This is a genomic window from Streptomyces sp. NBC_00539, assembly GCF_036346105.1.
GTDB lineage: Bacteria > Actinomycetota > Actinomycetes > Streptomycetales > Streptomycetaceae > Streptomyces.
Map to the genome: position 1 here is coordinate 1,722,376 of NZ_CP107811.1, position 23,642 is coordinate 1,746,017.

Annotated in this window: 21 protein-coding genes; 12 read left to right on the top strand and 9 right to left on the bottom strand. The window is 73.6% G+C overall.

The window, feature by feature from the left end:
- Positions 1–95: 95 nt before the first annotated feature.
- The 5 genes from OG861_RS07490 to OG861_RS07510 form a co-directional block, all read right to left on the bottom strand.
- On the bottom strand, positions 96–2,165 hold the full coding sequence (locus OG861_RS07490; RefSeq protein WP_330261538.1) for a phosphocholine-specific phospholipase C: 2,070 nt from the start codon (positions 2,163–2,165) through the stop codon (positions 96–98).
- Between the two features lie 280 nt (positions 2,166–2,445).
- Positions 2,446–2,853, bottom strand: a complete 408-nt coding sequence (gene msrB, locus OG861_RS07495; protein ID WP_329199275.1) for a peptide-methionine (R)-S-oxide reductase MsrB — start codon at positions 2,851–2,853, stop codon at positions 2,446–2,448.
- Positions 2,854–2,868: 15 nt separating this feature from the next.
- Positions 2,869–4,278 carry a UDP-N-acetylmuramate--L-alanine ligase gene (murC, locus tag OG861_RS07500; RefSeq protein WP_330261539.1) on the bottom strand — a complete coding sequence of 470 codons (1,410 nt, stop codon included), beginning with the start codon at positions 4,276–4,278 and terminating at the stop codon, positions 2,869–2,871.
- Positions 4,279–4,325: 47 nt separating this feature from the next.
- The gene (locus OG861_RS07505) at positions 4,326–4,793 is read right to left on the bottom strand and encodes an indole-3-glycerol phosphate synthase (RefSeq protein ID WP_329199271.1); all 468 of its coding nucleotides are present in this window, start codon (positions 4,791–4,793) and stop codon (positions 4,326–4,328) included.
- 148 nt (positions 4,794–4,941) lie between these two features.
- Positions 4,942–5,715: a pyrimidine reductase family protein gene (locus tag OG861_RS07510; RefSeq protein ID WP_329199269.1), complete on the bottom strand. Its 774-nt coding sequence runs from the start codon at positions 5,713–5,715 to the stop codon at positions 4,942–4,944.
- An 84-nt stretch (positions 5,716–5,799) separates the two neighbouring features.
- Between OG861_RS07510 and zapE the strand changes: the two genes are divergently transcribed.
- The 4 genes from zapE to OG861_RS07530 all read left to right on the top strand — a co-directional run bounded on the left by zapE (position 5,800) and on the right by OG861_RS07530 (position 9,406).
- Complete coding sequence (gene zapE / locus OG861_RS07515; RefSeq protein ID WP_443064480.1) at positions 5,800–6,855, top strand: cell division protein ZapE; 1,056 nt, start codon at positions 5,800–5,802, stop codon at positions 6,853–6,855.
- A gap of 88 nt (positions 6,856–6,943) precedes the next feature.
- Entirely contained in the window at positions 6,944–7,369 is a 426-nt protein-coding gene (locus OG861_RS07520) for an OsmC family protein (protein WP_329199265.1), read from the top strand.
- 240 nt (positions 7,370–7,609) lie between these two features.
- Positions 7,610–8,494 (top strand): PPK2 family polyphosphate kinase, encoded by an 885-nt coding sequence (locus OG861_RS07525; RefSeq protein ID WP_330261541.1) that lies wholly within the window; start codon positions 7,610–7,612, stop codon positions 8,492–8,494.
- A gap of 18 nt (positions 8,495–8,512) precedes the next feature.
- Positions 8,513–9,406: a polysaccharide deacetylase family protein gene (locus OG861_RS07530; protein WP_330261542.1), complete on the top strand. Its 894-nt coding sequence runs from the start codon at positions 8,513–8,515 to the stop codon at positions 9,404–9,406.
- Positions 9,407–9,456: 50 nt separating this feature from the next.
- On the opposite strand, the gene OG861_RS07535 is transcribed toward OG861_RS07530, so the two are convergent.
- Entirely contained in the window at positions 9,457–10,131 is a 675-nt protein-coding gene (locus tag OG861_RS07535) for an AIM24 family protein (RefSeq protein ID WP_330261543.1), read from the bottom strand.
- A gap of 71 nt (positions 10,132–10,202) precedes the next feature.
- On the opposite strand from OG861_RS07535, the gene OG861_RS07540 reads away from it, so the two are divergent.
- The 4 genes from OG861_RS07540 to OG861_RS07555 all read left to right on the top strand — a co-directional run bounded on the left by OG861_RS07540 (position 10,203) and on the right by OG861_RS07555 (position 15,358).
- Complete coding sequence (locus tag OG861_RS07540) at positions 10,203–10,976, top strand: aminoacyl-tRNA hydrolase (protein WP_330261544.1); 774 nt, start codon at positions 10,203–10,205, stop codon at positions 10,974–10,976.
- A gap of 123 nt (positions 10,977–11,099) precedes the next feature.
- Positions 11,100–12,503: a DUF692 domain-containing protein gene (locus tag OG861_RS07545; RefSeq protein WP_330261545.1), complete on the top strand. Its 1,404-nt coding sequence runs from the start codon at positions 11,100–11,102 to the stop codon at positions 12,501–12,503.
- Positions 12,500–13,570 carry a TIGR04222 domain-containing membrane protein gene (locus OG861_RS07550; protein ID WP_330261546.1) on the top strand — a complete coding sequence of 357 codons (1,071 nt, stop codon included), beginning with the start codon at positions 12,500–12,502 and terminating at the stop codon, positions 13,568–13,570. The genes OG861_RS07545 and OG861_RS07550 overlap by 4 nt, the downstream gene beginning before the upstream one ends.
- 123 nt (positions 13,571–13,693) lie before the next feature.
- Positions 13,694–15,358 carry an alpha/beta hydrolase gene (locus tag OG861_RS07555; protein ID WP_330261547.1) on the top strand — a complete coding sequence of 555 codons (1,665 nt, stop codon included), beginning with the start codon at positions 13,694–13,696 and terminating at the stop codon, positions 15,356–15,358.
- Positions 15,359–15,471: 113 nt separating this feature from the next.
- Here OG861_RS07555 and hemQ read toward each other — a convergent pair whose 3' ends face one another.
- Together hemQ and hemG are read right to left on the bottom strand one after the other, a co-directional pair.
- The gene (gene hemQ, locus OG861_RS07560; RefSeq protein ID WP_329199249.1) at positions 15,472–16,185 is read right to left on the bottom strand and encodes a hydrogen peroxide-dependent heme synthase; all 714 of its coding nucleotides are present in this window, start codon (positions 16,183–16,185) and stop codon (positions 15,472–15,474) included.
- Between the two features lie 23 nt (positions 16,186–16,208).
- The gene (hemG, locus tag OG861_RS07565; RefSeq protein ID WP_330261548.1) at positions 16,209–17,669 is read right to left on the bottom strand and encodes a protoporphyrinogen oxidase; all 1,461 of its coding nucleotides are present in this window, start codon (positions 17,667–17,669) and stop codon (positions 16,209–16,211) included.
- Positions 17,670–17,847: 178 nt separating this feature from the next.
- Between hemG and OG861_RS07570 the strand changes: the two genes are divergently transcribed.
- Entirely contained in the window at positions 17,848–19,230 is a 1,383-nt protein-coding gene (locus tag OG861_RS07570) for an FAD-dependent oxidoreductase (protein WP_330261549.1), read from the top strand.
- 154 nt (positions 19,231–19,384) lie between these two features.
- Here the strand turns inward: OG861_RS07570 and hemE are convergent, their stop codons facing one another.
- Positions 19,385–20,449, bottom strand: a complete 1,065-nt coding sequence (gene hemE / locus OG861_RS07575; protein ID WP_330261550.1) for a uroporphyrinogen decarboxylase — start codon at positions 20,447–20,449, stop codon at positions 19,385–19,387.
- A gap of 91 nt (positions 20,450–20,540) precedes the next feature.
- On the opposite strand from hemE, the gene OG861_RS07580 reads away from it, so the two are divergent.
- The 3 genes from OG861_RS07580 to OG861_RS07590 all read left to right on the top strand — a co-directional run bounded on the left by OG861_RS07580 (position 20,541) and on the right by OG861_RS07590 (position 23,540).
- A complete protein-coding gene (locus OG861_RS07580; RefSeq protein WP_330261551.1) occupies positions 20,541–21,197 on the top strand; it encodes a DUF3000 domain-containing protein in 657 nt (218 codons plus the stop codon).
- Between the two features lie 272 nt (positions 21,198–21,469).
- Positions 21,470–22,132, top strand: coding sequence for a helix-turn-helix transcriptional regulator (locus tag OG861_RS07585; protein WP_007267191.1), 663 nt, complete (start codon positions 21,470–21,472; stop codon positions 22,130–22,132).
- Between the two features lie 136 nt (positions 22,133–22,268).
- Positions 22,269–23,540 (top strand): ribonuclease D, encoded by a 1,272-nt coding sequence (locus OG861_RS07590; protein ID WP_330261552.1) that lies wholly within the window; start codon positions 22,269–22,271, stop codon positions 23,538–23,540.
- Positions 23,541–23,642: the final 102 nt, after the last annotated feature.

A 23,642-nucleotide genomic window follows, 5' to 3' on the forward strand; every position in this document is an offset into this window, starting at 1 on the left:
CCGCCACACCGCGGGAGCGGCACCCGCCGCGCGGCCGCCGCCCGCAGGACGGTGGGTCCTGGGACGGCGGCCGGCGTGCGGTGGGGGCGGAGCCGTCAGACGGTGCTGATCGCGGGGTCCGAGACGCCGGGGGCGCCCGTCTCCACGTGGCCCGCGAAGCGGCGCAGGAAGGTGGCGTCGGCGTCCGAGACGACCTTGACGTCGTACCACCGGCCCGTCGCGGTCAGGTCCACCGTGTACGTGGCCGTGCCGCCCGCCGCGACCCGCAGGGTCTGGGACGCGCCGGCCGCGCCGTTGTAGGCGTTGGTCACCGTCAGGTTGACGGCGGCCGTGCCGGAGTTGGTCAGGGTCAGCTTGAGGTTGCCGGTGGCGGCGTCGTGGCGGGCCGTCACCTCGGGGCCCGCCTTCTTGGCGGGGCCCTTCCAGGTGCGCAGGAACCCGTTCGGGCCCCAGACGCTGAGGTTGATCTGGTACCCGGTGGAGCTGCTGGTGCTCCAGGTGTCCGACAGGGTCTTGCCCGCCTCGACGGTGTAGGGCCACGGGCCGTCGGTGCGGTTGCCGGAGGTGCTGTGGAAGTGGGCGCCCAGGGTGGGGCCGGAGGAGAACGTCAGCGTGAACTTGCCCGTGGAGGCGGTGGCCTTGCCGTCCACGTACGGGGCGTAGCCCAGGGCGCGCGTGGGCTTGGCGCCGCCCTCCTGCTTGGGCAGGGTGCCGGTGGCCGGGGGGACCGGATGGTAGGAGGGGTGCGCGTTGTGGTCCGCCGGGACGTATCCGGCGGTTGAGGGCAGCGGCGCCGGGGAGGCGTCCGCCTTGGTGAAGTCGAACGCGGAGGTCAGGTCACCGCACACGGCGCGGCGCCAGGGCGAGATGTTGGGCTCCTGGACCCCGAAGCGCTTCTCCATGAAGCGGATCACCGAGGTGTGGTCGAAGGTCTCGGAGCAGACGTAGCCGCCCTTGCTCCAGGGGGACACGACGATCATCGGGACGCGCGGGCCCAGGCCGTAGGGGCCGGCCGTGTAGCCGCCGCCCCCGGCGTACAGGTCCTTCGAGACGTCCGCGGTGGAAAGGCCCCAGGCCGAGGAGGCCGGCGGGTACGGCGGGACGACGTGGTCGAAGAACCCGTCGTTCTCGTCGTAGGTGATGAAGAACGCCGTCTTCGCCCACACCGCCGGGTTGGCGGTCAGCGCGTCCAGGACCTGCGAGATGTACCAGGCACCGAAGTTGACGGGCCAGTTCGGGTGCTCGCTGAACGCCTCCGGGGCGGCGATCCAGGAGACCTGGGGCAGGGTGCCGGCCACGACGTCCGCGCGGAGCCTGTCGAAGTACCCCTCGCCGGCCTTGGCGTTCGTTCCCGTACGGGCCTTCTCGTAGAGCGCACTGCCGGGCTGGGCGTCGCGGTAGCTGTTGAAGTACAGGAGCGAGTTGTCGCCGTAGTTGCCGCGGAACGCGTCGCTGATCCAGCCCCAGGAGCCGGCCGCGTTCAGACCGTCGCCGATGTCCTGGTAGATCTTCCAGGAGACCCCGGCCGCCTCCAGCCGCTCGGGGTAGGTCTTCCAGCCGTACCCCGCCTCCTGGTTGCCGAGGACCGGGCCGCCGCCGACGCCGTCGTTGCCCGTGTGACCCGACCACATGTAGTAGCGGTTGGGGTCGGTGGCGCCGATGAAGGAGCAGTGGTAGGCGTCGCAGACGGTGAAGGCGTCGGCGAGGGCGTAGTGGAAGGGGATGTCCTTCCGCGTCATGTACGCCATCGTCGTCGCGGTCTTGGCCGGGACCCACTTGTCGTACTTGCCGTTGTTGTAGGCCTGGTGCCCGCCGGCCCAGTCGTGGTTGAGGCCTTCGACGAACTGCATGCCCAGGTCGGCGACCTGCGGGTTGAAGGGGAGGACGTCCTTCGTGCCGTTGGACTGGTAGAAGACGGACTTGCCGTTGTCCTGGAGGACGGGCCGCGGGTCGCCGAAGCCGCGTACGCCCTTCATCGTGCCGAAGTACTGGTCGAAGGAACGGTTCTCCTGCATGAGGACGACGATGTGCTCGATGTCCCGGATGGTTCCGGTGCTGCCCTGTGCCGGAATGGCGGCGGCCCGGGCGATGCTCTCGTTCAGCATGGCGGCGGCGGCCGTGCCGCCCGCGATCTGCAGGAACCTGCGACGGTTGAGTTCAGCCACGGTGGAGACCTCTGGGGTGTGGAGGGGGGCGAGGGGCGCCCCAAGGACAGCGGCCCCGGGGGACCGGACGGAGATCCTTGTCTGACCTTGTGCCGTACAACTGGCGAACGAAAGGGCCCGGCCGGCCTCCCTGCGTCCCGCCGGTGGAACGGTACGTCGCCCCGCCCGCGCCCAACAGATGCCGTACGCGGGCTACTTGCCGAAGCCGCCCGCACAAACGCCACCGGCCGCCGGGCGGGGGCCCGGCGGCCGGTGGCGATGGACGGTGCGCCCGGCGGGGTCAGTCCTCCGTCGGGGTCAGGCGCAGGGAGATGCTGTTGATGCAGTACCGCTGGTCGGTGGGGGTGGGGTAGCCCTCGCCCTCGAAGACGTGGCCCAGGTGCGAGCCGCACTTCGCGCAGCGGACCTCGGTGCGGACCATGCCGTGCGAGGTGTCCGCGATCAGTTCGACCGCGTCGCTGTCCTTCGGGTCGTAGAAGGACGGCCAGCCGCAGTGCGACTCGAACTTCGTGTCGGAACGGAACAGCTCGGAGCCGCACGCCCGGCAGGAGTAGACGCCTTCCGTCTTGGTGTCCGTGTACTCACCGCGGAAGGCCGGTTCGGTGCCCGCGAGGCGCAGCACCTGGTACTCGGACGGGGTCAGCTCCGCCTGCCACTGCTCGTCCGTCTTCTCGACCTCGTACGCCATGACGCTCCCGCTCCCTCAGTTCGACGGCCGGGCGAGACCGATGCTCTCCAGGATCAGGGGACCCAGATCCGTGACGTCGCCCGCGCCCATGGTGAGAACGAGATCGCCCGGCTTCGCCATTCCCGCGATGACCTCGGCGACGGCGTCCTTGTCGTGCTCGGCGGCGACGTCGGCGCCCGCCGTGCGGGCCGCTTCGATGATGATCTCGCTGGTGACCCCGGGCAGGGGGTCCTCGCGGGCCGGGTAGATGTCCAGGACCACGGAGGCGTCGGCCAGCGCCAGGGCCAGGCCCATCTCCTTGCCGAGTTCCTGCGTGCGGGAGAAGAGGTGGGGCTGGAAGACCACGAGGATGCGGGAGTCCGCCGCGGCGCCGCGGATGGCCTCCAGGTCGGCGGTCATCTCCGTGGGGTGGTGCGCGTAGGAGTCGATGACCTGCACGCCCGCTGCCTCGCCCTTGAGCTGGAGGCGGCGCTTGACGCCGGTGTACTTGCCGAGGGCGGAGGCCAGGTTGTGCGCCGGGATGCCGAGCGCGACGCCGGCGGCGAGCGCCGCGACCGCGTTGTGCGCGTAGTGGCGGCCGGGCACGGAGACGGTGAAGGTGAGCATCCGCCCCTCCAGCACCACCGTGACCTCGCTGGTCAGGCCGCGCGGGGTGATCTTCGTGATCCGGACGTCGGCCTCGGCCTCCTCGCCGTACGTGACGACCCGCAGCCCCTCCCGGCCGGCGACGCGGGCGGCGATCTCGGCCGCACCGGCCTGGCCGTGGGCGACGACCAGGGTGCCGCCGGGGACGATCTTCGAGACGAAGATCTCGAAGGACTCGTAGATCTCCTCCATCGACGCGTAGTTCGCGTGGTGGTCGAGTTCCGCGTTGAGGATGATCGCGACCTGCGGGGCGTACTTGTGGAAGCTGCGGTCGCTCTCGTCCGCCTCGGCCACGAAGATGTCGCCCTCGCCGTGGTGGGCGTTGGAACCCGGGGCGTCCAGGTCGCCGCCGATGGCGTAGGAGGGGTCCAGGCCCAGGGCCGAGAGGGACACCGCCAGCATCGAGGTGGTGGTGGTCTTGCCGTGCGTGCCGGCGACGGCGATCGGCCGCAGGCCGTCCATCAGGGCGGCGAGGGCGTCGGAGCGGTGCACGACCGGGATGCCGAGTTCGGCGGCGCGGGCCAGCTCGGGGTTGTCGGCGCGGATGGCACTGGAGACGACCACGCAGGTGGAGTCGTCCGCGAGGTGGCCGGCGGCGTGCCCGACGTGCACCGTGGCGCCGTGGGCGCGCAGCGCCCGGGCGGTGTCGGAGTCACGGGCGTCACTGCCGGCCACCCGGGCGCCGCGCTGGGCGAGGATCTTCGCGATGCCGGACATGCCGGCTCCGCCGATGCCGATGAAGTGGGGCCGTTCCATGGCGGTCGGCAGGCCGGGCTTCATTCAGGTCGCTCCAGTAATCGATTGCTAGGGGTGGGCCGGGGGCCAGCCTATTCGTTGTGGGCGAAGAGCTTGAGCACCGGAACGCCGACCTTGTGGCGCGCGCGGGAGGCCCAGTCGCGGTGGAAGAACTCCTCCACGAAGTGCGGGGCGGTCAGGACGATCACCTCGTCGGCCCCGGTCTCGTCCACGACGGACCTGAGCTTGTCGAGCGGATGGTCCTCGACGAGCTGCCCGACCGCCTTGGCCCCCTTTCTGCGCAGGGCCTCCAACGAGTGTTCGAGCGCCTGCGCGGCGGGGCGGCGGGCCTCGGAGCCCTCCGGCTCGTCGCCCTCGTGCAGCGCCTCGGGGATCTCGCCGAGCGCGACGTCGTCGATGGCGCGCAGCAGCCTGTCCTGGTCCCCCCTCGGTTGCATGAGGACGATGAAGGAGACCTCGTCGTCTCCGTGCAGGGTGGTGACGAAGTCCACGTCCACCGGGGTCAGCGGCTGCTCGATCATCAATACGCTCGTGAACACGGACGCCCTCTCCTTCATGGGCCGAGGCCGGTGGGCCGGCCTCTGCGGAAACCGTCCTGCCCCGCTCGCGCGCGGGCTTTGCGCGGCTATCTCTGCCCAGGTATGTGCCCAGCGGAAGCTAAGCGGAACGACGAATTCCGCCCCTGGTTCAGATTCGACGGTAACGGGTGAAGAGGAACCCGGCCTCCTCCAGCACACCGGCCGCCGCGAGCCGGTGCGGAACCGTGACGGAGGGCCCCCCGGAGATGCGCTGGGCGTCCCCCGCCGTGAGCATCGGGGAGATCGTCAGGCACAGCTCGTCCAGCACGTCGGCGGCCACGAGCTGCCCCAGCAGCCGGGGGCCGCCCTCGGTGAGCTGGCGGCGCAGGCCGCGCGCGGCCAGTTCCCGTACGGCCCGTACGGGGTCCACTGCCGCCCCGTCGCCCGCGAGCACGACCTCGGCCCCCGCTCCGGCAGCCTCGGCCACGCGGTCGGCGGGCGCGGCGGCGCCGGTGACGACCAGCGTCGGCACGAGGGGGGAGGTGAACAGGGGCAGGGAGAAGTCCAGCTCCATACTTGCGGTGATCACCGCGATGGCGGCCGCGGGACCCTGGCCCGAGGCGCTGCGGCGGTCCGCGAAGGCCTCCCGGGCGCGTGCCGGGCGGTAGCCCTCCTGGCGAACCGTTTCCGCGCCGACGACGATCACGTCGGCCAGGGCGCGCAGGGTGCCGAAGATCTGCATGTCGGTCTCGCCGGAGATCGGCTGCGAGCGGCCGTCGTGCTGGGCGGCTCCGTCCAGGGTCGAGACCATGTTTGCCCGCAGCCAGTGTTCCTCCGGGCCGAGCTCGGGGTACGCATAGGCCTCCGCGAGCTCGTCCAGCGACCACGGGCGGTCGTTCTGGTCTGCTGATGTCTGATCGGTCACAGGGAACAGGCGTCGCATCGATGCAGTGTGCCACGGCACGTAGAGTTGAGGGCTGTGTCAACCTCTCTCACGACCTCCGGTCAGGCCTCCGGGCGGCATCCGATAGCCGACGCGGGCCCCCAGGCCCTGTGTGCCCGGGCCCCCCGCGTGCCCGCCGAACGGCTGGTCGCCGAGATGGTGCCGCCGCCGCGGTTCGACGCGGTGCGCTTCGACACCTACGACCCCGACCCCACCCAGCCCAGCCAGCGCGAGGCCGTCACCGTGCTGAGCACCTTCGCCGCGGGACTGGGCGGGGCGCACGCGAGCGGCACGGGCAAGCGGCGCTGGTTCTCGAAGAAGCCCGCCGCGACGGCCTCCCCGGGCGGGGTCTACCTCGACGGCGGCTACGGCGTCGGCAAGACGCACCTGCTGGCCTCCCTGTGGCACGCGACCCCGGCCGAGCCGGCACTGAAGGCCTTCGGCACCTTCGTGGAGCTGACGAACCTCGTCGGCGCTCTCGGCTTCCAGCAGACCGTGCAGACCCTCGGCGGGCACCGGCTGCTGTGCATCGACGAATTCGAGCTGGACGATCCGGGCGACACGGTGCTGGTGTCCTCGCTGCTGAGCCGGCTGGTGGAGCAGGGCGTGGCGCTGGCCGCGACCTCCAACACGCTGCCCGGCAAGCTCGGCGAGGGCCGGTTCGCCGCGGCTGACTTCCTGCGCGAGATCCAGGGCCTGTCCGCGCACTTCCGGCCACTGCGGATCGACGGCCAGGACTACCGGCACCGGGGGCTGCCGGAGGCGCCGGCGCCGTTCTCGGACGAGCAGGTGGCCAAGGCCGCGTACGCGACGCCGGGCGCGAGCCTCGACGACTTCCCGGGGCTCCTGGACCACCTGGCGAAGGTGCACCCGAGCCGCTACGGAGCGCTGACGGACGGGATATCCGCGGTGTGCCTGACCGATGTCGGCCCGGTCCCCGACCAGTCGACGGCGCTGCGGCTGGTGGTGCTGGCCGACCGGCTGTACGACCGGGAGATACCGGTCCTCGCCTCGGGCGTGCCGTTCGACCGGCTGTTCAGTGAAGACATGCTGGCCGGGGGCTATCGGAAGAAGTACTTCCGCGCCATATCCCGGCTCACCGCCCTGGCGCGCGACGCGAAGGGGCTGGTGGCCCAGTAGGTTGGACGGCGCCGGGCCGTCCGCGTGTGACCGATCGTCATGCGCGGGGCCGGTCCGGTCGTTTCCCACTTCTGCGAAGGGATCCACCATGGCCACCACGCGTACCGCGCACACCGACTGGCAGGGCAACCTCCTCAAGGGCTCCGGCGTCGTCTCCCTCGACTCCTCGGGCCGGGGTTCGTTCGACGTCTCCTGGCCCTCGCGCGCCGAGGCCGCGAACGGCAAGACCAGCCCGGAGGAGCTGATCGCCGCCGCGCACTCCAGCTGCTACTCGATGGCCCTCTCGCACGGCCTCGACGGCGCCGGGACCCCGCCCACCCGGGTGGAGACCAAGGCCGACGTGACGTTCCAGCCGGGTGAGGGCATCACCGGCATCCACCTGACGGTGCGCGCCGAGGTTCCGGGGCTGGACGCCGACGCCTTCCAGGCCGCCGCCGAGGACGCGAAGAAGAACTGCCCGGTCAGCCAGGCCCTGACGGGTACGACGATCACCCTGAGCGCCGAGCTGATCTGACGCCGCCACTCCCGGCCGGCGGGGTGCCCGGCCGGCCGGGCGCCGCGCGGTGGGGCGAGTTCGCCGGGGCCACCGTCTCCCCCCGGCGCCCGGACGGTGTGCGTCGACGCCTGCCCCCGGCAACCGCCTCCGCGGTGGCCGGCCCCCGGAGCACCGATCCGTTTCCGATCCGCCCCACCGTGCGCCGCCGCCCCCGATGTCGGATGATCGGACGAAGTCGACTGATCGGGGTGGACGGCGATGGCGAAGAAGGACGGTACGCGCGGCAAGGCCCGGGCCGGGTCCCCGCCCTCCCTGCGTGAGCTGCTCCGCGTACCGCCCGGCAGGGTCGACCTGACCGCCGTGGACCCGTCCGCGACCCCCGGCGGTCCCTCGCGCAAGGCGGACGCCCTGGCCGACACGGCCTCCAGGACGGCCGGCCCGCTCGCCTCGCTCCAGGAAAGGCTGTACGCGGCGAGCACCGCGGGTGACCGGCGCCGGCTCCTGCTCGTCCTCCAGGGCATGGACACCAGCGGCAAGGGCGGCACGGTCAAGCACGTGATCGGCCTCTTCAACCCCTCGGGATGCCGCATCCACGCCTTCAAAGCGCCCACCCCGGAGGAACGCAGCCACCCCTTCCTCTGGCGCGTCGAAAGGGTCCTCCCCCGGCCCGGCGAGATCGGCATCTTCGACCGCTCGCACTACGAGGACGTCCTGATCGCCCGCGTCCGCGAACTGGTTCCCCGCCGCGAGCTAAACCGGCGCTACGACGAGATCAACCGCTTCGAGGAGGCGCTCGCGCAAGACGGCGTCACCGTGGTGAAGGTCTTCCTCCACATCTCCTACGAGGAGCAGCGCGCCCGGCTGCTGGCCCGGCTCGACAACCCGTCCAAGCACTGGAAGTTCAACGTCGGCGACATCGAGGAGCGGACTCTGTGGCCGGCGTACCAGCGCGCCTACGAGCTGGCGCTGGAGCGCTGCTCCACGGACGCCGCGCCCTGGTGCACCGTGCCCGCCGACCGCAAGTGGTACCGCAACTGGGCCGTCGGCAGGCTCCTGCTGGAGCATCTGGAGGACATCGGCCCGCGCTATCCGGGTGCTGATTTCGACGTAGACGAGTGCCGCGCGCGTCTACTTGCCACATAGTCGGATATTTTGCCTGGCGTGACCCTCTCCGTAGCAGTGCGCAAAGCCGCGGCCACGGCCGTTCTCGGTGCCGCCCTCGCCGGTTGCGGGGGCGGCACCGGCTCCTCGCCGAAGCCGGCCAACGAAATCCGCACGGGCTCCCCGGCGGTCCCCGCCCCCGCCTCGCCCCCCGCCGCCCCTTCGGGCTCCCCGCAGGCCGGCGCGCCGGCCCGGGTGCCCGTCCTGCCGCCCGGCCCGAACGGCCTGACGCCCGTCTTCGAGCGGGCGAAGCAGCACGGCGACAAGACCGTCGCGCTGACCTTCGACGCGGACATGACCTCCGACCAGGGGCCGCGCGCCGCCTCGGGGGAACGTTTCGACAACCCGCAGCTGATCTCGTCCCTGCGCGCCCTCAAGGTGCCCGCCACCATCTTCATGACGGGCCGTTGGGCGGAGGAGTACCCGGACCAGGCGAAGGCCATCGGCAGCGACCCGAACTTCGAGATCGCCAACCACTCGTACAGTCACCACGCCTTCAAGTCCCCCTGCTACGGGCTGCCCGCGCTCGACGGCGCCGCCGCCACGGCCGACGTGGACCGGGCCTTCGCCGCCTTCCGCAAGGCGGGCGCGGTCAACACCGTCCCCTACTTCCGTTTCCCCGGCGGCTGCTACGACGACCAGGCGCTGCGGGCGCTGTCCCCGGCCAAGGTGACGGCCGTGCAGTGGGACGTGGTCAGCGGTGACGCGTTCGCCAAGGACCCCGACGCGGTGGCGGAGCAGGTGCTGGCCGGGGTGAAGCCGGGGTCGGTGGTGGTCATGCACTGCACGCGCAGCGCGGCGCCGGTCACCGAGCAGGCCGTCCGCAAGGTCGTCCCGGAGCTGCGCAAGCGCGGCTACCGCTTCGTGAAGGTCTCCGAACTGATCGGGAAGTAGGGACCTGGTCGTCCCGGACGAGGCCCCCCGCGGTTCAGTGCGCCCGCGGTTCAGTGCGCCGCGGGCGCCTCGGTGACCTCGCTGGGGCGGACGATGACGAATCCCTCGCCGCTCAGCTTGAGCTGTACGGCCTCCCCCGAACCGCCGCGGATCATCGACCCGATCGACTGGGAGCGGTGCAGCCCCGTCTCCAGCGCGGCGCTCCATCCGACCACCGCGTCGGTGTCCACGTAGACGGGCGCCTGCGCGGCGACCGGGATGATGATCGGGTTGCCGTCGCAGATCACCGCGAGCTTTCCGGTCCCGGTGAACAGGCTGTTGAAGAGGCCGCCGCCGGTCATGCCCGCGCCCTTGACCATCTTGATCTCGTAGGACAGCGACGGATCGAAACACAGGACGTTGCGCCCGTTGATGGTCAGGGCGTCACCGGGCTCGAACTCGACGATGAAGCAGTTCGCCGCCTGGTGGGCGAACCAGGCCTCGCCCTGGCCGCGCACCGACATCAGGGGCAGCCCCTCGCCGGTCACGGCCCGCTTGAGCATGCCGCCTATGCCCTGCCCCCTGCGCTCGAACTGGAGGTTGCCGCGGAAGGCGACCATCGAGCCCTGACGGGCCAGCACCTCCCCGTTGACGGTGTACTTGACGGACTTGGCGTTCTGGAGGGTCATGCCGGCGACGGCGGAGGGCTGGACCAGGTTCTCGGACGCGAAAAGATCACTCTTCATGGGCCCGATCCTCGCCCGCAGGCAACCCCTGCGGCATCCTCCTCAAGTCGGAGGCTGGCAGACTGGGCCGGATGAGCACCGAGGACACCCAGGCCCGCCAGGACACCGCCCCCGCACCGGCCGTAGGGGCCGACAGTCCGTTCCGCAAGGAGCACGCGGCCCGCGACGAGGCCCCCCAGTTCGTGCTGCCGCTGGTCGTGCGGATCGAGAAGACCGCGCCGCCGGCCAGGACCGACGCGTTGGAGACGGCGGCCCGCGCGGTGCTGGTGCTGCTGACGGACGAACGCGCGCACGGCGAGGGCGAGTGGGCCGACGCCGTCCGGGACTGGCAGGACGCCCGGATCCGCAAGGTGGTCCGGCGCGCCCGCGGGGCGGAGTGGCGCAAGGCCGAGACCCTGCCGGGGGTCACGGTCCGCGGCGCGGGCCCGTCGGGGGCCGGGTGCGAGGTGCGGGTCTTCCCGCCGGTGCCCCTCGACGGCTGGCCCAAGGAACTGGCCAAGCTCCAGGTGTCGGGCACCGACCTCGACGACCCGGAGCCGGTCCCCGCGGCGGCGCCCGGCGTACCCGTGCTGTGGCTCAACCCGGACCTGGACATGTCGGCCGGCAAGGCGATGGCCCAGGCCGGGCACGCGGCGCAGCTGGCGTGGTGGGAGCTGACCCCCGCGGAGCGCGGCGCGTGGCGGGACTCCGGTTTCCGGCTGGCCGTACGGACGGCTCCGCGCGAGCGGTGGGCGCAGTTGAGCGGGAGCGGCCTGCCGGTGGTGCGGGACGCGGGGTTCACGGAGATCGCCCCGGGCTCCTGCACGGTCGTCTCGGACCATCCGGCGCTGCGGGCGCGGCTGTAGGTCCGCCGGGGGCGGCCGCGGCGGAACCTCAAATGTTGCTCTGAACGTCCCCTCCGGCGGGTTGGCGGGACCTCGCCGGGGCCATCACACCGGCGTACGGACCGAGGGAAGGGGGGCGGGGACATGAAGCCCGTGGCACACCTGGGGGTGGGCATCGGCTGGCGGCCTGAGATCGCGGAAGCGGTGGAACGGCTGCCCGGCCTGGACTGGGTCGAGGTGGTGGCGGAGAACATCTGCCCCGGCCATCTGCCGGCCTCGCTGACGCGGCTGCTGGAGCGCGGCGTCCGCGTCGTCCCGCACGGGGTCTCCCTGGGCCTCGGCGGCGCCGACCGCCCGGACGCCGGGAAGCTGGCCGCGCTCGGGGAGCGGGCCGTGGCGCTGGGGGCGCCGCTGGTCACCGAGCACATCGCGTACGTACGCACCTCCTCGCCGGCGCTGGAGGCCGGGCACCTGCTCCCGGTGCCGCGCACCCGGGAGGCGCTGGACGTGCTCTGCGAGAACGTCCGGATCGCGCAGGACGCGCTGCCCGTGCCGCTGGCGCTGGAGAACATCGCCGCGCTGTTCCCGTGGCCCGGGGACGAGCTGACGGAGGCGCGGTTCCTGACCGAGCTGGTGGAGCGGACGGGGGTGCGGCTGCTCATCGACGTGGCGAACCTGCACACCAACCGGGTGAACCGGGGCGAGGACCCGGCGGCGGTGCTCGACGCGATCCCGCTGGAGGCGCTGGCGTACGTGCACGTCGCCGGGGGTGTGGAGCGCGGCGGCGTGTGGCACGACACGCACGCGCACCCCGTGCCGGAGGTGGTGCTGGACGTACTGGCGCAGCTGCGGGCACGGGTGGAGCCGGCCGGGGTCCTGCTGGAGCGGGACGACGACTTCCCGCCGGAGGGTGAGCTGGCCGGGGAACTCCGGGCCATCCGCGACGTGTTGACGGGCCGCCCGGTCCCACCCGCCCCGGCCCTGCGCGCTGCGTCTGCCGGGGGCTCGGCCTCCGCGGGCCGGCCCCGCGCACGTGCGGCTTCCGATGCCTCGGGCCCCGCCCCGGACGCGGTCGCGGTCCCGCAGACGGACGCGGACGCCGTGGAGGACCGGGCCGGCGTCCCGGAGACCGTGACGGACTCCCTCCGGACCCGGCTCGGGCTCCAGCAGGCCGCCCTGCTGTCCGCGCTCGTCGCGGGAACCCCCGTACCGGAGGGCTTCGACCGGCAGCGGATCCGGGTCCAGGCGCGGGCGCTGGCCGCCAAGCGCGCTTCGGTGGTGGCGAAGGTGGCGCCGGAGCTGCCCGCGCTCCTGGGCGGCGGCGACGCGTACCGCACCGCGTTCCTCGGCTACGCCCGGGGCCGCCCGATGAGGGCCGGGTACCGCCGGGACGCCCTGGACTTCGCCGAGCACCTGCTGATCCGCGGCCTGCCGGCCGACCCGGCGGCCCGCCGCCGTCTCACCGCCTGGTGGCGGGAGCGGGCCGGGGCGCGGCCGCCGCGCCGGGTCGTGCGGTGGGCGCGTGCGCTCGTGGCGAGGGCGGCGTGAACGCGCTCGCCGTGGCGGTCTGGCTCGCCGTGGCGGTCTCCAGCGTGCTGCTCCTGCTCGGCGGGCGCGGGCGGCGCTCCTCGGCGTCCGGCGCGGCGGCGTACCTGCACGACCTGTCGGAGGCCGCGTTCCTGGTGGGCGGGCCCGGGGCGGTCGTGGACAGCGCGCTCGTGTCCCTCCTCTGCGATGGCCGGCTGGTGGTCGGCGGCCCCGGCATCGTCCACGCCCGGCCCGGGGTGCGGGCCGCCGACGTCGCCGAGCGCGCCGTGCTCCAGGCCCTGCTGCGGGCCCCGTCGGGGTGGCTGTACCAGGTGCGGTACGCGGCCATGGTCGACCCGGCCGTGCAGGAGACCGGGGACGCCCTGGCCGACCGCGGGCTGATCACCGTGCCCGGATCCGGGCGCGGGTGGCGCCGCTGGGGGCTGGCCCAGGCGGTGGTGTGCGCGGTGCTGGTGCCGGTGTCCCTGGTGCTCACCTTCGTGGCGTGGGCGCCGGAGCGGGGGTTCCAGGTGCCGTTCGTCTTCGAGGTGTTGCCCGCGCTGCTGATCGGGATCGCGTGCGGGGTCACCGGCTCGCGCCGGGCCCGTCGGCGGATCACGCCGGCGGGGCGGGAGGCGCTGGGCGCGATGCGGGCCCGGTACGCGGGCGACCGGACCCCGCGCGTGCAGACGGCCCTGTTCGGGCTGCGCGGTCTGCGGGACCCGTACCTGCGGCAGCAGTTGGTGCCGGCCGCCCGCGGCACCCGCCTGGCCGCTGCGCAGTCCGGTCCGCGGCGGGCCGGCGACTCCGGCTCGTCCGATGCGGCCGTCCCGTTCGGGCCGCTGGTGTGGTGTGCGGCGGCCGACGGCGGGGGCTCGGGCTCCTCCTGCGCGGGCGCCGGTTCCGGCTGCGGCTCCTCCGGTTCCAGCTGTTCCGCCTCCGCCTGTTCCACCGGCTCGGGGTGCTCGTCCGGTTCCGGTTGCTCCGGCTCGTCGGGCTCCGGCTGCTCGTCCTCCTCGGGATCCGGCTGCTCCTCGGCCTCCTCCTGCTCGTCCTCCTCCGGCTCCAGCTGTTCCAGCAGCTCCTGACCGCCCGTCGGCCCGGCGCGGTACGACAAAAGGGCGGAGCGGGGCGACACCCGGCGCGGGGTGCTGTACAGCGACGCCCGCGCGGCATCTGATCGGATCAGCCGATGAGATGAGAGGGCCGCCATGCGCAGGAAGCTCGCACGCCGCGCGGTCGTCGCGGCGGTCCTCTCCCTGGCTCTGACCGGTCCCGTCCCCGCCCGGGCCGCCGCCGGGACCGACGGGGGCACGGGGGCCGCCGAGGCCGCCGAGGCTGCCGAGGCTGCCGAGGCCGCCGGGGCCGAGGTCGTCGCCCGCAACCCGCCGCTGCTCGACTTCGGGCCCTGCCCCGACGCCGAGATGCTGCCCGACCCCGTCCGGTGCGCGGCCTTGCGCGTCCCGCTCGACTACGCCCGCCCCGACGGCCCGCACATCTCCCTCACCGTCAGCCGGGTTCCCGCCACCGGCCGCGGCGGAGCGGCCCGGCAGGGCGCCCTCGTCCACAACCCGGGCGGGCCCGGCGCCTCCGGGATGGCCTTCCCGCTCTACGGGACCCTGCCCTCCTGGCAGCGCGTCGCCGCCGCCTACGACCTCATCGGGTACGCCCCGCGCGGGGTCGGCCGCTCCGCCCCGCTCTCCTGCCGGGAGCCGGCCGCCCGCGCCGGGGCGCCCACCCAGGTCCCGGCCGACCCCTCACCCGCGTACAAGGGGCAACGGGCCGCCGCCGCCCGGGCCTACGCCCTCGGCTGCGCCCGGCGGGCCGGCGCCGCCCTGCCGTACTACACGACCCTGAACAACGTCCGGGACCTGTACGTGCTCCGCGCCGCCCTCGGGGAACCGAAGCTGAACTTCCTGGGCGCCTCGTACGGCACCTACCTGGGGGCCGTCTACGCCACCCTCTACCCGGGCCACCTGCGCCGCATGGTCTTCGACTCGGCCGTCGACCCCGACCCGCGGCGCGTGTGGTACCGCAACAACCTCGACCAGGGACCCGGCTTCGAGCGCCGCTGGTACGACTTCCGCGCCTGGACCGCCCGCCACCACGCCGCGTACGGCCTCGGCGCCACGCCGGAAGCCGTGCTGGGTGCCTACGAGCGCGTCCGGGCCGCACTGGCCCGCACCCCCGCGGGCGGGGTCGTGGGGACGGGCGAACTGCACGCCGCCTTCCTCCAGACGGCCTACTACGACGACGTCTGGCCGGACCGGGCCCGGGCGCTGGCGGCCTACCTGCGCGGCGACCCGGGTCCGCTGACGGAACAGGCGGCACCGGACCCGGCGCGGGCCGCCGCCGTCGAGAACGCGACGGCCGTCTACACGGCGGTGCTGTGCAACGACGCCCCCTGGCCCGCCGACTGGGAGACCTGGGACCGGGACAACACCGAGGTGGCGCGCCGGGCGCCCTTCGAGACCTGGGCCAACGCGTTCCTCAACCTGCCCTGCGCCTCCTGGCCGGTGCGCGAGCGGCAGCGCCCGGTGGACGTGGCGGCCGGGCGGCCGGGGCTCCCCCGCACGCTGATCGTGGCGGCGGAGCGGGACGGGGCGACCCCCTACCCGGGCGCCCTGGAGCTGCAGCGGCGGCTGGCCCCGTCGGCCGCGCTGGTCACGGAGGAGGGAGCGGGCCAGCACGGGGTGGCCGGCGGTCACAACGACTGCGTCGACCGTCATGTGGAGCGGTACTTGCTGACGGGAGGCACCCCGAGGTGGCGTGCCTCGTGCGCGCCGCATCCGGAGCCCGCACCGGTGTCGCTGGACGAGCGGGCGGCGGGCACCCGGGGGAATGCTCCCAGGGCGCTGCTGCCGCCGGTCGTCTGAACTTCCGGGCGGGGTCTCCGGCTGCGTCGATTCGGGGGCGGGGCCTCCCGATCACCGGAACGCCGCTCCTCTCGCGGAGCGGACTCCTCCGGTCCTTCCCCCCAGGGGAGGTATCAGGCGAGCCCGGCCACCAGATCGGCGACGGACTTGCGGCGTCCGGTGTAGAAGGGCACCTCTTCACGGACGTGCATACGGGCCTCGGAGGCACGCAGGTGACGCATGAGGTCGACGATGCGCCACAGTTCGTCGGCCTCGAAGGCCAGCAGCCACTCGTAGTCGCCGAGCGAGAACGAGGCGACGGTGTTGGCCCGCACGTCGGGGTAGCCGCGGGCCATCTTCCCGTGGTCGGCGAGCATGCGGCGGCGGTCCTCGTCGGGCAGCAGGTACCAGTCGTACGAGCGCACGAAGGGGTACACGCTGACGTACTCGCGCGGGTTCTCGTCGGCCAGGAAGGCCGGGATGTGGGACTTGTTGAACTCGGCCGGGCGGTGCAGGGCCATGTTCGACCAGACCGGCTCCAGGGAGCGGCCCAGCTTGGTGCGGCGGAAGAGGTTGTAGGCGCTCTGGAGCTCGTCCGCCGTCTCCGCGTGCCACCAGATCATGACGTCGGCGTCGGCGCGCAGGCCGGAGACGTCATAGGTGCCGCGGACGGTGATGTCCTTGGCGGCCAGCTGATCGAAGAGTTCCTGGACCTCGTCGGCGAAGCCGGTGCGGTCCTCCGGGAGAACGTCCTTCAGCTTGAAGACGGACCACAGGGTGTAGCGAATGACCTCGTTCAGGTCCTTCGCCTTCTTCCCCGCGTTGGGAATCTTCTCTGGTGCAGTCATGTGCCTATTGTCCCGTGTGCTGATCAGTGGTCTGTGCCAGGGGTGCCGAACGTGCCCCCGAGCGCTCCGAGCACCACGTCGGCGGCCTTGCCGGCGCTCGCGACGCACGCCGGGATCCCCACGCCGTCGTAGAGCGCGCCGCACACCGCGAGGCCGGGAAGGGCCGCGACGGCGGCGCGGACGCGGGCGACGCGGGCGAGGTGGCCGACGGGGTACTGGGGCAGGCCTCCGTCCCAGCGCGTGACGGTGGAGGCGACCGGGCGGGCCGCGAGGCCCACGGCCTCGCCGAGGTCGCGCAGGGAGACCTCGACCAGCTCGGCGTCCTCGCGCTCCAGCACGGCCTCGTCGCCGTGGCGGCCCACGGACGTGCGCAGCAGGAAGAGGTCCGGATCGGCGCCCGACCAGGCCCACTTGTTGCTGGAGAAGGTGGAGGCCTTGATGGTGCGGCCGTCGACGGGCGGCACGAGGAACCCGCTGGCCCCGCCGTCGGTGATCGCGGGCGGCAGGTCGGAGCGCCGGAAGGCCATCGTCACCAGGGCCACCGAGGCGTACTCGACGGCGCGCAGCTCCGCGGCGGCCGCGGGCGCGAGCGCGTCGAGCAGCCGGGCGGAGGCTCCGGCCGGGGTGGCCAGGACCACGCCGTCGGCCTCGATGACCTCGGACCCGGCGATCACGCGCCAGCCGTCGGACGTGCGGATGACCTCTTGCACGGGACGACCGGTGTGCAGGCGCGCTCCGGCGGCCCGGCAGGCCCCGGCCACCGCGAGCGGGAGCCGTCCGACGCCGCCCTCGATCCCGGCGAAGACCGGACCGCCCGCCTGGGGCAGTGCCTCCGCCCGGCGCCGCAGTTCCCGTACGCCCTCGCCCAGCAGCGCGTGCGTACGGGCGGCCTCGTAGAGCTGCGGCACGGCGGCCCGCATCGAGATCCGGTAGGCGTCGCCCGCGTAGACACCGCCGAGCAGCGGTTCCACGAGCCGGTCGACGACCTCACGGCCGAGGCGGGCGGCGACGTACTCGCCGACGGCGACGTCCTCGCCGATCTCCGCCGGCGCCAGCGTCGGCTCGGCCTCGACCCGGGCCAGGCCCTCGGCGGAGAGCACCCCGGAGGCGGCGAGGGGCTCCAAGTCGCCCGGGACGCCCATGACATGGCCGTGCGGCATGGGCCGCAGGGCTCCTCGGGTCCACAGGTGGGCGGTGGCGGTGGCGGGCGACTGGAGCGCGTCGCCGAGCCCCACGGCCCGGGCCAGGGCCACGGCTTCGGGGCGGCGGGCGAGCATGGACTCCGCGCCGAGGTCGACGGGGGCGCCCGCCAGTTCGCCGGCGTGCAGCTTGCCGCCGAGGCGGGGGCCGGCTTCCAGGAGCGTGACGCGGACGCCGTCGGTGAGCAGCCGGTGGGCGGCCGCGAGGCCGGCGATGCCACCGCCGATGACGACGACGTGGCCGGGGGTACCCGGCCGGTCCGTACGCGTGTCCGCTTCGTGCATGGGCACATCGTCTCAGACCGATCAACGCGGCCGGGCCCCGGTCCTCGCGGCGACCGGTCCCGGGACCGGCAACGGGAACGGGAGCGGGAGCGGGACCGCGAACGGAACACGCATTCGGCCGTTCGCCCGTAGCGTGTCCTGCACGTGACGGCGGCGCAGGCGGAGGACGGTGCGGACGATGGCAGCGGAACGACTGGTGGTGGTCGGCGGCGACGCGGCGGGGATGGCCGCCGCTTCCCAGGCCCGGCGGTTGAAGGGCCCGGCGGAACTCGCCATCACCGCCTTCGAGCGGGGGCACTTCACCTCGTACTCGGCGTGCGGCATCCCGTACTGGATCGGCGGACGGGTCGCGCAGCGGGACGAGTTGATCGCCCGGTCCCCCGAGGAGCACCGGGCCCGTGACATCGACCTGCGCATGCGCACGGAGGTCGTGGAGCTCGACCTCGCGGGCCGGCGGGTCCGCAGCCGGGACCTCGAATCGGGCGCCGAGGGCTGGACGGAGTACGACAAGCTCGTGCTGGCGACGGGCGCCCGCCCGGTCCGCCCCCGCCTGCCCGGGATCGGCGCGCACGGGGTGCACGGGGTGCAGACCCTGGACGACGGGCAGCGCCTGATGGACACCCTGGAGCGGACCCGGGGCCGCAGGGCGGTCGTGGTCGGCGCCGGCTACATCGGCGTGGAGATGGCGGAGGCCCTGGTGGGGCGCGGCCTCGAGGTGACGGTGCTGCACCGCGGCGAGCAGCCGATGGCGACGCTGGACCCGGACATGGGCGCGCTGGTGCACGGCGCGATGAACCGCATGGGCATCCTTACGGTGGCCGGGGCCGAGGTGACGAAGATCCTCACGGACGAGGAGGGCCGGGCGGTGGCGGTGGCCACGGCGGCGGGTGCGGAGTACCCGGCGGACGTGGTCGTGCTGGGCATCGGCGTCGAGCCGCGTACCGCCCTGGCCCGGGCTGCGGGGCTGCCGCTCGGCGAGTCCGGCGGGCTGCTGACGGACCTGTCGATGCGGGTGCGGGGCCACGAGGACATCTGGTCGGGCGGCGACTGCGTGGAGGTCCTGGACCTGGTGGCGGGCCGCAACCGGCACATCCCGCTGGGCACGCACGCCAACAAGCACGGCCAGGTGATCGGCGCGGGCGTCGGCGGCGGCTACGCGACGTTCCCGGGAGTGGTGGGCACGGCGGTGAGCAAGGTGTGCGAGCTGGAGATCGCGCGGACGGGACTGCGCGAGAAGGACGCGCTGGCGGCGGGGCTGCGGTTCGTGACGGCGACGATCGAGTCGACCACGACGGCGGGGTACTACCCGGGCGCGGCGAAGATGACGGTCAAGATGCTGGCGGAGCGGCGGACGGGGCGGCTGCTGGGGGTGCAGATCGTCGGCGGGGCGGGGTCCGCGAAGCGGGTGGACATCGCCGCGGTGGCCTTGACGGCCGGTATGACGGTGGAGCAGGTCGTGTCCCTGGACCTGGGCTACGCGCCCCCCTTCTCCCCGGTCTGGGACCCGATCCTGGTCGCGGCCCGCAAGGCGGTGTCCGCGGTGCGGGCGGCCGGGGTGTGAACCCTGCGGGGCCGCGCCCCAAAACGTCGGCGGGGCTGGAGATTTCCAGCCCCGCCGGCGCTTGGGGCTCAGGTCCGGGCGGGGCCCGGGGCCCGGGGAACGGTGGAAGGGCGGGGCGGGGAGTGGCGCCGCGGGCACCCGCCCCCGGGACCGGCTAGCGCTGCGTGCGGGTGTGGACGTAGTCCACGAGGCGGGTCAGGGCGTCGGGGTCCGTGGTCGGCAGGACGCCGTGGCCCAGGTTGAAGACGTGGCCCTCCAGGCCGGCCGCGGCCGCGAGGACCTCGTCCGTCTTGGCCCGCACCGCGTCTTCGGTGGAGAACAGCACCGCCGGGTCCAGGTTGCCCTGGAGCGCCTTGCCGGGGCCGACCCGGCGGGCGGCCTCGTCGAGCGCGACCCGGTAGTCGACGCCCACGACGTCCGCGCCGGCCTCGCCCATCAGGCCGAGGAGCTCGCCCGTGCCCACGCCGAAGTGGATGCGCGGGACCCCGTACGAGGCGACGGACTGCAGGACCTTGGCCGACGCCGGCATCACCGAGCGGCGGTAGTCCGCCGGGGCCAGCGCGCCGACCCAGGAGTCGAAGAGCTGGACCGCGGAGGCCCCGGCCTCGATCTGGACCTTCAGGAAGGCGGAGGTGATCTCCGCGAGGCGGTCCAGCAGGTCGGCCCACAGCTCCGGGTCGCCGTACATCAGGGCCTTGGTGTGCTCGTGGTTCTTCGACGGGCCGCCCTCGACCAGGTAGCTCGCGAGGGTGAAAGGCGCGCCGGCGAAGCCGATCAACGGCGTGGAGCCGAGTTCACCCGTGAGCATGCCGATCGCCTCGGTGACGTACGAGACGTCCTCCGGGGTGAGGTCGCGCAGCTGTGCGAGGTCCTCACGGCGCCGGATCGGCTGGGCCACGACCGGGCCGACGCCCGGCTTGATGTCCAGGTCGACGCCGATGGCCTTGAGCGGCACCACGATGTCGGAGAAGAAGATCGCCGCGTCCACCTTGTGCCGACGCACCGGCTGCAGCGTGATCTCGGTGACCAGCTCGGGGCGCATGCAGGACTCCAGCATGGCCGTGCCCTCGCGCACCTTGCGGTACTCGGGGAGGGAGCGCCCGGCCTGCCGCATGAACCACACGGGGGTGTGCGGCACCGGCTCGCGCCGGCACGCCTTCAGGAAGGCGGAATCGTACGTCTGACTCGGCTGGCCCGTCGGGCGGTCAATGGCGCTCACGACCCAAATCTTCGCACGTATGAAGAAGTGCCCGGCCCGGTGCGGGTGTCCCTGCGCCGCAGGGACGCTCGTTCCGCCTAGTCTTCCCCGCATGGCTGCGGCTCAGGGACGATTTTCAGATGGCGCTGACGGTATGGACAGCGCGAAGGAGAGCTCCGTCCCGCTCCCGTTCCGGCGGGCGGTCGACGGCTTGAAGAAGGCGCGGCTGCGCGCGGGGATCGAGATCGACCCCACGAAGCCGCCCCGGAAACTGGCCCCGCACGCCTACGCCCTGGAGGCGGCGGTCGTCGACGGCGAGGACGATCTGGCCGACGGCCGGCTGATCCTGCTCCACGATCCGGCGGGGCACGACGCCTGGCAGGGCACCTTCCGCCTGGTGACCCTCGTACGGGCGGAACTGGAGCCGGAGATGGCCGCGGACCCGCTCCTGCCGGAGGTCTCCTGGTCCTGGCTGACGGGGGCGCTGGACGCGCGCGGGCTGACGTACGGGGAGGCGAGCGGGACCGTGACCATGGCGAGCTCGCACTACTTCGGCGGTCTCGCGGAGCGGCGTCCGGCCACCCAGATCGAGATCAGGGCCTCCTGGACGCCCCGCGAGGGGGTGGGCGGGGTGCCGGACACCGCGGCGCACCTGTCGGCCTGGTGCGAGCTGCTGTGCCAGATCGCGGGGCTGCCGCCGGTGGGGCCGACGGACTCGGGAACGGGTGTGGTCTCCCTGCCACAACGGCGGGGGCCGCACCACCCGTGAGGGAAGGGCCGTACGGCCCAGGGGGGCCCGGCGGGGTGCCGGGCGGGCGCGTGTCGCCGCTCCGGAGTGTCAGAACTGGGCGCCCGTTGCGGCCTTCTGATCATCACTTGATCGATCATGCGTCCGAATTGCCCGAATTGTTACTCACCAAATCGTGATCATTCCCTAAAGCCGGGCGGGTGACGTGCCGAAAGAGTCAGTGACCATCAGCACGGAGCGCACCGGCTTCCTTCCCCGAGCCGGACGTCCCGCCACTCCCCCAGGAGGCCTAGGTGTCCGTTCTTCTCGAGCAGCCCGCAAGCCTGGTCGCCTACCGCCCGAACAAGCCGACGGCCATGGTCGTCGTGGCCGACCCGCGCGTCCGTTCCACCGTGACCCGCCATCTGTGGGCCCTCGGAGTACGTGATGTGATCGAGGCGTCGTCCATCGCGGAGGCCCGCCCCCGCGTCGGCAGCCCGCGCGACATCTGCGTGGCCGACGTACACCTGCCCGACGGTTCCGGTCTCACCCTGCTCTCCGAGACCCGCGCCGCCGGCTGGCCGAACGGCCTGGCCCTGTCCGCCGCCGACGACATCGGCGCCGTACGCAACGCCCTCGCGGGCGGAGTCAAGGGCTACGTCGTCACCGGCACCCGTACCAACATCGGGCTCCCCACCCGTCCCGGTGCCGCCCCCATCGGCGCCGCGGCCGCCCGTATGCACCGCCGCCCCCCGGGTGCCCCGAGCCACCCGGGCGGCTACCGCGAGCTCTCCGGCCGCGAGGTCGAGGTCCTGCGCCTCGTCGCGGAGGGCCAGTCCAACAAGGCCATCGGCGTTTCGATGGGCCTGTCCGCCCTGACCGTCAAGTCCCACCTCGCCCGGATCGCCCGCAAGCTGGGCACCGGCGACCGGGCCGGGATGGTCGCCGTCGCGCTGCGGACCGGGATCATCCACTGACCCCGCCCGGAGGCTCCTGGGCGACGTCCCGGGGAACCCCCGGGAAAAGTCCGCGCCGCACCCCCGCTCCACCCCCGCGCCCGTCGACGGAACGTTCCGGCGACGGGCGCGTCACATCCACGGATACCCTTGAGCGGTGACCGACGCCCAAGAGACCGCAGCAGACCTGCGCACCACCACCGGGGGCGGCCCTCCGGACGACGTCGACAAGGCGCCGATTCCCTTGCTCGAACCCCGCGAGGGGATCCCCCCGGTGGTCGCCGACGACGACGCCCTGGCCCGGGTGGTCGCGGCCTTCGCCGCGGGCACCGGCCCCGTCGCCGTGGACGCCGAACGCGCCTCCGGATACCGGTACGGCCAGCGCGCCTACCTCGTGCAGCTGCGCCGCGAAGGCGCCGGATCGGCGTTGATCGACCCGGTCGGGTGCCCCGACCTGTCCACGCTGGGCGACGCCCTGAGCGGTACCGAGTGGATCCTGCACGCCGCCACCCAGGACCTGCCGTGCCTGCGTGAAATAGGCATGACCCCCACCTCCTTGTTCGACACCGAGCTGGCGGGCCGGCTGGCCGGCTTCCCGCGGGTCGGGCTGGGCGCGATGGTCGAGGGCGTGCTGGGCTACGTACTGGAGAAGGGCCACTCCGCGGTCGACTGGTCCACCCGCCCGCTCCCCGAACCGTGGCTGCGCTACGCGGCGCTCGACGTGGAGCTGCTGGTGGACCTGCGGGACGCGCTGGAGAAGGAACTGGACCGGCAGGGCAAGCTGGAATGGGCCCACCAGGAGTTCGAGGCGATCGCCTCCGCGCCGCCCGCCCCGCCCCGCAAGGACCCGTGGCGCCGGACGTCCGGCATGCACAAGGTGCGCCGGCGCCGGCAGATGGCCGTCGTGCGGGAGCTGTGGGAGTCGCGCGACCGGATCGCCCAGCGGCGCGACGTCTCGCCGGGCAAGGTGCTGGGTGACGCCGCGATCGTCGAGGCGGCCCTGGCCCTTCCGGCAAACGCCACCGCGCTGTCCGCGCTGCCCGGCTTCGGGCAGCGGATGGGGCGCCGGCAGCTGGAGCAGTGGATGGCCGCCGTGGACCGGGCGCGGGCGCTTCCCGAGAGCGAGCTGCCGCAGCCGGGCGCGACCCCGGCCGGCCCGCCGCCCCCGCGCGCCTGGGCGGATAAGGACCCGGCCGCGGCCGCGCGGCTGTCGGCCGCCCGCGCCGCCGTCTCCGCGCTGGCGGAGGGGCTGAACCTGCCGCAGGAGAACCTGATCGCCCCGGACACGGTCCGCCGGCTGTGCTGGGAGCCGCCGCAGCGGCTGGAGCCGGAGACGGTGGCCGAGGCCCTGGCCGGCTACGGCGCCCGCCCGTGGCAGGTCGAGCAGGTCACCCCGGCCCTGGTCGAGGCGCTGGCCGCCACCGCCTGATCTCCACCGAAGCCCCCGGCCCGCGCCGGGGGCTTTCGCGTGGCCGCTCGGCGCCCGACGGCGGCGCGCGCGGTGTGACCTTCGCCGCTCCGCGGCCCGGGG

Bases quoted from the DNA above. Each gene is read 5' to 3' on its own strand.
- msrB (WP_329199275.1), bottom strand. From the start codon at position 2,853: ATGGCGTACGAGGTCGAGAAGACGGACGAGCAGTGGCAGGCGGAGCTG.
- murC (WP_330261539.1), bottom strand. From the start codon at position 4,278: ATGAAGCCCGGCCTGCCGACCGCCATGGAACGGCCCCACTTCATCGGC.
- OG861_RS07510 (WP_329199269.1), bottom strand. From the start codon at position 5,715: ATGCGACGCCTGTTCCCTGTGACCGATCAGACATCAGCAGACCAGAAC.
- OG861_RS07520 (WP_329199265.1), top strand. From the start codon at position 6,944: ATGGCCACCACGCGTACCGCGCACACCGACTGGCAGGGCAACCTCCTC.
- OG861_RS07525 (WP_330261541.1), top strand. From the start codon at position 7,610: ATGGCGAAGAAGGACGGTACGCGCGGCAAGGCCCGGGCCGGGTCCCCG.
- OG861_RS07535 (WP_330261543.1), bottom strand. From the start codon at position 10,131: ATGAAGAGTGATCTTTTCGCGTCCGAGAACCTGGTCCAGCCCTCCGCC.
- OG861_RS07540 (WP_330261544.1), top strand. From the start codon at position 10,203: ATGAGCACCGAGGACACCCAGGCCCGCCAGGACACCGCCCCCGCACCG.
- OG861_RS07545 (WP_330261545.1), top strand. From the start codon at position 11,100: ATGAAGCCCGTGGCACACCTGGGGGTGGGCATCGGCTGGCGGCCTGAG.
- OG861_RS07555 (WP_330261547.1), top strand. From the start codon at position 13,694: ATGCGCAGGAAGCTCGCACGCCGCGCGGTCGTCGCGGCGGTCCTCTCC.
- hemQ (WP_329199249.1), bottom strand. From the start codon at position 16,185: ATGACTGCACCAGAGAAGATTCCCAACGCGGGGAAGAAGGCGAAGGAC.
- hemG (WP_330261548.1), bottom strand. From the start codon at position 17,669: ATGCACGAAGCGGACACGCGTACGGACCGGCCGGGTACCCCCGGCCAC.
- OG861_RS07570 (WP_330261549.1), top strand. From the start codon at position 17,848: ATGGCAGCGGAACGACTGGTGGTGGTCGGCGGCGACGCGGCGGGGATG.
- OG861_RS07580 (WP_330261551.1), top strand. From the start codon at position 20,541: ATGGCTGCGGCTCAGGGACGATTTTCAGATGGCGCTGACGGTATGGAC.